Origin of the sequence: Nocardia sp. NPDC060220 (genome assembly GCF_042727815.1) — a bacterium.
Classification (GTDB): Bacteria; Actinomycetota; Actinomycetes; order Mycobacteriales; family Mycobacteriaceae; genus Nocardia.
The window spans coordinates 1-4988 of the sequence record NZ_JBHWZY010000521.1 but is presented as its reverse complement, the minus strand read 5'-3'; the positions used below and the strand labels follow the sequence as shown (position 1 = coordinate 4988).

Genomic DNA, 4988 nt, shown 5'->3' with positions numbered 1-4988 from the left:
GCAGCGAACACGTCGACGACTGTCCCGCCTCCCTGGCCGAATACCAGCGGACCATCGACGCACTGACCGCGGAAATCGACGCCCTCACCGCCCGCAGAGACGCCCTCACCGATCGCCTCCGCGAGGCCGCACACCGCCACAGCACCACCCGACGGCTTCCGTGGCCGACGGCCGTCTCCGTTCTGCAGCCCTCCGAGGCGGCGACCCAGCAGGCCGAGCGAACACACGACATCCCCACCGAACAAGAGGAATCCCGATGACCCTGAGTTCTGCGATCGCCGGCACCGTCGCGGTGACCGATGAGACATTCGACCACGACGTGCTCGCCCACCCCGGCCTCGTTCTCGTGGACGTCTGGGCCACGTGGTGCCCTTCGTGCAAAATGATCGCCCCCGTGCTGGCCGACGTTGCCCGCGAACGTGCGGCCACACTCGCCGTTCGCACGCTCAATGCCGATGAGAACCCACTCACGGCCCGCACCTACCAGGTCATGGCCGCTCCGACGCTGCTGCTCTTCCGCGATGGCCAACTCCTGCGCACCCTCGTCGGCGCCCGCTCCAAGGCCCGGCTCCTCGCCGAGTTGGACGACGCAGTGCGTCACTGATCCCGAAACCTCCGCCCCACACGAACACCCATCGATCGCTGTCGGTGGGCTGTGCCACGATCTCGTGCGTGACCGAACCCTCCCATCTCCTCGCCGAGCATCGACTGGAACTGACGCTCGATTACGGCCAGTTCATCCTGCACGGAGGGGAGGGTGAGGAGGACGTAGAGCTCGCGCTGCTCGACGCCGCGCATGCGGACAGGCCGTCGGCAGGCGACGGACACACCGTGGTGGTGCTCAGCCCGCACCAGAACAACTTCGACATGCCGATGCACTTACAGGTGTGGGATCGGCGACCGGCCGACGAGGGCGAGTGGCAGCAGGTCAGCGAAGCCCGGCTACACATCGGCGAGCACGGCCTGACCATCAGTTCACCCGTCGACGGCTGGGCCGACGCACCCGTGCCGCCCGGCGACTACCTTGCCGAGATCGCCGGAACGGGTTTCGCGAACTACGGCTGGCCTGGCGACATCACCCCCGGCGACCACTGGCGAATCCGGCTCTGGCCCGACGACGGCACCGCTCCTCGACCCGCCCGGCAGTGGGACATGCCCGGCTACGGCATTCCCGCCAACAGCGCCGCACCGCCGACCGAGCCTGCCCCGAATCTGCCCGAGCCCGAATCGGACCGGCAGCGAGAGCTCCGCACCGAGGCCCGCGCCAGAGACCGCGAGGAATGGGGCGGCGACCCGATACCAGCCTTCGCCGGCAGCTATCACGGACGCGAACTCGCGGGCTACGACCGTGCGTTGGCCGAGTCGATAGCCGCCATGAGCGCCACGCGATTGCGTCGACTGGCCGAGTACTGCGCACAGCGCGCCTACGACCTCGCCGGTCTCAGCGATCATGTCTGGGTGCGCCCCGTGTTGGACGCGCTCGCATCCGGCGCACCGCTGCCCGAACCCTTCCACGACAACGACGCCGCGTTCGCGCGACTGGACAAAGACCAGTACGGACCCGACGAGGCGAGCTTCCAGAGCATCGTCGTGCGGGAAGTGGCGCAGGCCCCCAGCCCGACGCCGAACCCGTACGACCGCGGCAACATCAGTCGCCCTCATTTCGCCCTCAACACGGTTTTCCATGCGCGGCATACCGATCCGTTGCAGGGCGCGCTCTCCGCGATCACCGAAGCCGCGATCACCTTCGGCCCAGACGTCGAGAGCCTGTTCACCGGCATCCGCGGCGAGTTCGATCTACCTCCGCGGTCGTGAGCGCCGGGCCCGCTGTCATCGATACCACTGCGCGACTGGTCGATCCGGCGAACCTGCCACGGTGGCGCCACCCTCGGACGTACGATCCGAGCGTGGCCGAATCCCATGGTTCCACCCCTCTGCGTGTGCTGGTCTACAGCAACGATGCCGATACCCGCCAACAGGTGATCCTCGCGCTGGGCCGTAAGCCGCGCGCCGACCTACCGGAGCTCGAATTCTTCGAGGTCGCTACCGCGCCGGTGGTCATCGAGCAGATGGATGCCGGCGGGATCGATCTGGCGATCCTCGACGGTGAATCCGCCCCGACGGGTGGACTCGGTATCGCCAAACAGCTCAAAGACGAGATCGATCAGTGCCCGCCGGTGGTCGTGCTCACCGGCCGACCCGATGACGCCTGGTTGGCCAACTGGTCGCGCGCCGAGGCCGCCGTCTCCCACCCGATCGACGCCATGCAGCTCACCAACGCGGTCGCGGGCATCCTGCTCGCCCGCTGAACAGGACCATCCGGGCATCGTCCCGACCTGTCGGATAGTCCGCTTCGCACCTTTCTATCTATCACCACTGGTAACGCCAGTGGTTCGCTGCCGCATGCCCGGAGCCGATTACCCCCGTATCGCTCATGAATCGCGGTACCGATATCGATCAAACCCCACCCCGGAAACGTGCGGCGGACCCCCGAAACGGCGGTAGTCTGTGCTCTAGCTCACACGAGCACGGGCTCTTGTATAACGCTCCGCCATCGCTGCACAGCCTTGCGCGAGCCCCGGTTCGGCGGACAACGTTGTCGGCCCCGTCTCGCCGAAAGCTGCCGTCCGCGGCCGGGCCACACGGCTCGGCCTGCTCCAGCGAGGAGGGGAAGTGCAGTCGTGAACATCGAGGTGCCCGCACTCGTACTCGGCGCCATCGCCGCGGCGTTCGCGGTGTTCTCCGTCATCATGGCGTCGCTGATCGGCCCGAAACGCTACAACCGGGCCAAACTCGAACCCTATGAATGCGGCATCGAGCCGACCCCGCACGCCATCGCCGGCGGTCCGGGAAACGCAGCGGGACAGCGCTTTCCGGTGAAGTACTACCTCACGGCGATGCTGTTCATCATCTTCGACATCGAGATCGTGTTCCTGTACCCGTGGGCCGTGCATTTCGACACGCTCGGGCTGTTCGGTCTCGCCGCGATGGCGCTGTTCATCGTCAACGTGTCTGTCGCCTACGCCTACGAGTGGCGTCGCGGCGGCCTCAGCTGGGAATGAGTGGGAAATAATGGGTCTCGAAGAGAAACTGCCCAGCGGGTTCCTGCTGAGCACGGTCGAGGATTTCGCCGGCTACCTGCGTAAGGGCTCCGTCTGGCCCGCCACGTTCGGGTTGGCGTGCTGCGCGATCGAGATGATGGCCACCGGCGCCGGACGATTCGACATCGCCCGCTTCGGTATGGAAGCGTTCCGCGCCTCCCCGCGCCAGGCCGACCTGATGATCGTGGCTGGCCGGGTGAGCCAGAAGATGGCGCCGGTGCTGCGCCAGGTCTACGACCAGATGACCGAACCGAAATGGGTGCTGGCCATGGGGGTCTGCGCGTCGTCGGGCGGCATGTTCAACAACTACGCCATCGTGCAGGGCGTCGACCACATCGTCCCGGTCGACATCTACCTGCCCGGCTGCCCGCCCCGCCCGGAGATGCTGCTCAACGCGATTCTGGCGCTGCACGCGAAAATCGCCGAGATGCCGATGGGCGTCAATCGCGAGGAAGCGATCCGGGCCGCCGAGCAGGCCGCACTGGCCAGCACGCCGACCATCCGGATGGAGGGCCTGCTGCGATGACATTCGACTCCCCCGACAACACCGACAACCCTGCGGGACACCCGGTTCCGGAGGAATCGCCCGCGCAGGCGCAACCCAAACCGCCACAGGACGAGGTGATCGGCACCCGGCGCGGCATGTTCGGCGTCAGCGGCACCGGTGACACTTCCGGCTACGGCGGCCTGGTCACCCCCGTCGCCCTGCCCGCGGGCACACCTCCCCCGTACGGCAGCTGGTTCGACGCCTTCGTCGGCACCTTGCGCGCCGCACTCGTGGGCCGGGTCATCGCCTTCGATACCGTGATCGAGAGGATCGTGGTCTTCCGCGACGAACTCACCCTGCACGTGAAGCGCGAACACCTCGTCGCGGTCGCGAGCGCGTTGCGCGATGACAGCACACTGCGATTCGAACTGTGCCTGGGTGTCAACGGCGTGCACTACCCCGACGACGACGGCCGCGAACTGCACGCGGTCTATCACCTGAAATCGATCACACACGGACGCCGTGTGCGGCTGGAAGTGTCCGCGCCCGATGCCGATCCGCACATTCCGTCGCTGTTCTCGGTCTATCCGACGACCGACTGGCACGAACGCGAAACCTACGACTTCTTCGGCATCCTCTTCGACGGTCACCCCTCCCTGACCCGCATCACCATGCCCGACGACTGGCGCGGGCATCCGCAGCGCAAGGACTACCCGCTCGGCGGGATCCCGGTGGAGTACAAGGGCGCGCGCATACCACCGCCCGACGAGCGGAGGACCTACAGCTGATGACCGACACCGACTTCCGCCGCGACGAACCACCGGTAGTGACCGTCGCAGGCCAGGACTGGGACCAGGTCAGCGAAGTGATCGACGGCGGCGCCGAAGAACGCATCGTGGTGAACATGGGCCCGCAGCATCCGTCCACGCACGGGGTGCTGCGCCTGATCCTCGAAATCGAAGGTGAAACCGTCACCGAGGCCCGCTGCGGCATCGGCTACCTGCACACCGGCATCGAGAAGAACCTGGAATTCCGCAACTGGACCCAGGGCGTCACCTTCGTCACCCGGATGGACTACCTGTCCCCGTTCTTCAACGAAACCGCCTACTGCCTCGGCGTGGAGAAACTCCTCGACATCACCGACCAGATCCCCGAACGCGCCACCGTGGTGCGCGTGCTGCTGATGGAGCTCAACCGCATCTCCTCGCATCTGGTCGCCCTCGCGACCGGCGGCATGGAACTGGGCGCGCTCACCCCGATGCTGTTCGGTTTCCGTGAACGCGAACTCATCCTCGACGTCTTCGAGAACATCACCGGCTTGCGGATGAACCATGCCTACATCCGTCCCGGCGGCTTGGCGCAGGATCTGCCCGCCGACGGCGTCACCAAGGTCAGGGAAC

General features: G+C 66.7%; 6 protein-coding genes and 2 pseudogenes. All 8 read left to right on the top strand.

Going from position 1 to position 4988, the window contains the following annotated elements:
- A pseudogene (locus ACFWF3_RS24085) lies at positions 1–260 on the top strand (hypothetical protein); the annotation flags it as partial.
- A complete protein-coding gene (locus tag ACFWF3_RS24080; RefSeq protein WP_379315365.1) occupies positions 257–604 on the top strand; it encodes a thioredoxin family protein in 348 nt (115 codons plus the stop codon). The pseudogene ACFWF3_RS24085 and the gene ACFWF3_RS24080, both read left to right, overlap by 4 nt.
- Positions 605–672: 68 nt before the next feature.
- Positions 673–1815 carry a hypothetical protein gene (locus ACFWF3_RS24075; protein WP_379315363.1) on the top strand — a complete coding sequence of 381 codons (1143 nt, stop codon included), beginning with the start codon at positions 673–675 and terminating at the stop codon, positions 1813–1815.
- A 92-nt stretch (positions 1816–1907) separates the two neighbouring features.
- Positions 1908–2309 (top strand): hypothetical protein, encoded by a 402-nt coding sequence (locus ACFWF3_RS24070; RefSeq protein WP_378991733.1) that lies wholly within the window; start codon positions 1908–1910, stop codon positions 2307–2309.
- A 372-nt stretch (positions 2310–2681) separates the two neighbouring features.
- The gene (locus tag ACFWF3_RS24065) at positions 2682–3062 is read left to right on the top strand and encodes an NADH-quinone oxidoreductase subunit A (protein ID WP_056819816.1); all 381 of its coding nucleotides are present in this window, start codon (positions 2682–2684) and stop codon (positions 3060–3062) included.
- A gap of 10 nt (positions 3063–3072) precedes the next feature.
- Positions 3073–3627 (top strand): NADH-quinone oxidoreductase subunit B family protein, encoded by a 555-nt coding sequence (locus ACFWF3_RS24060; protein WP_019047013.1) that lies wholly within the window; start codon positions 3073–3075, stop codon positions 3625–3627.
- Positions 3624–4376: an NADH-quinone oxidoreductase subunit C gene (locus tag ACFWF3_RS24055; protein ID WP_379315361.1), complete on the top strand. Its 753-nt coding sequence runs from the start codon at positions 3624–3626 to the stop codon at positions 4374–4376. The genes ACFWF3_RS24060 and ACFWF3_RS24055 overlap by 4 nt, the downstream gene beginning before the upstream one ends.
- Positions 4376–4988, top strand: a pseudogene (locus ACFWF3_RS24050) (NADH dehydrogenase subunit D); the annotation flags it as partial. The gene ACFWF3_RS24055 and the pseudogene ACFWF3_RS24050, both read left to right, overlap by 1 nt.

Coding starts and splice junctions, on each gene's coding strand:
- ACFWF3_RS24060 (WP_019047013.1), top strand. CDS start 3,073: ATGGGTCTCGAAGAGAAACTGCCCAGCGGGTTCCTGCTGAGCACGGTC.
- ACFWF3_RS24055 (WP_379315361.1), top strand. CDS start 3,624: ATGACATTCGACTCCCCCGACAACACCGACAACCCTGCGGGACACCCG.
- ACFWF3_RS24080 (WP_379315365.1), top strand. CDS start 257: ATGACCCTGAGTTCTGCGATCGCCGGCACCGTCGCGGTGACCGATGAG.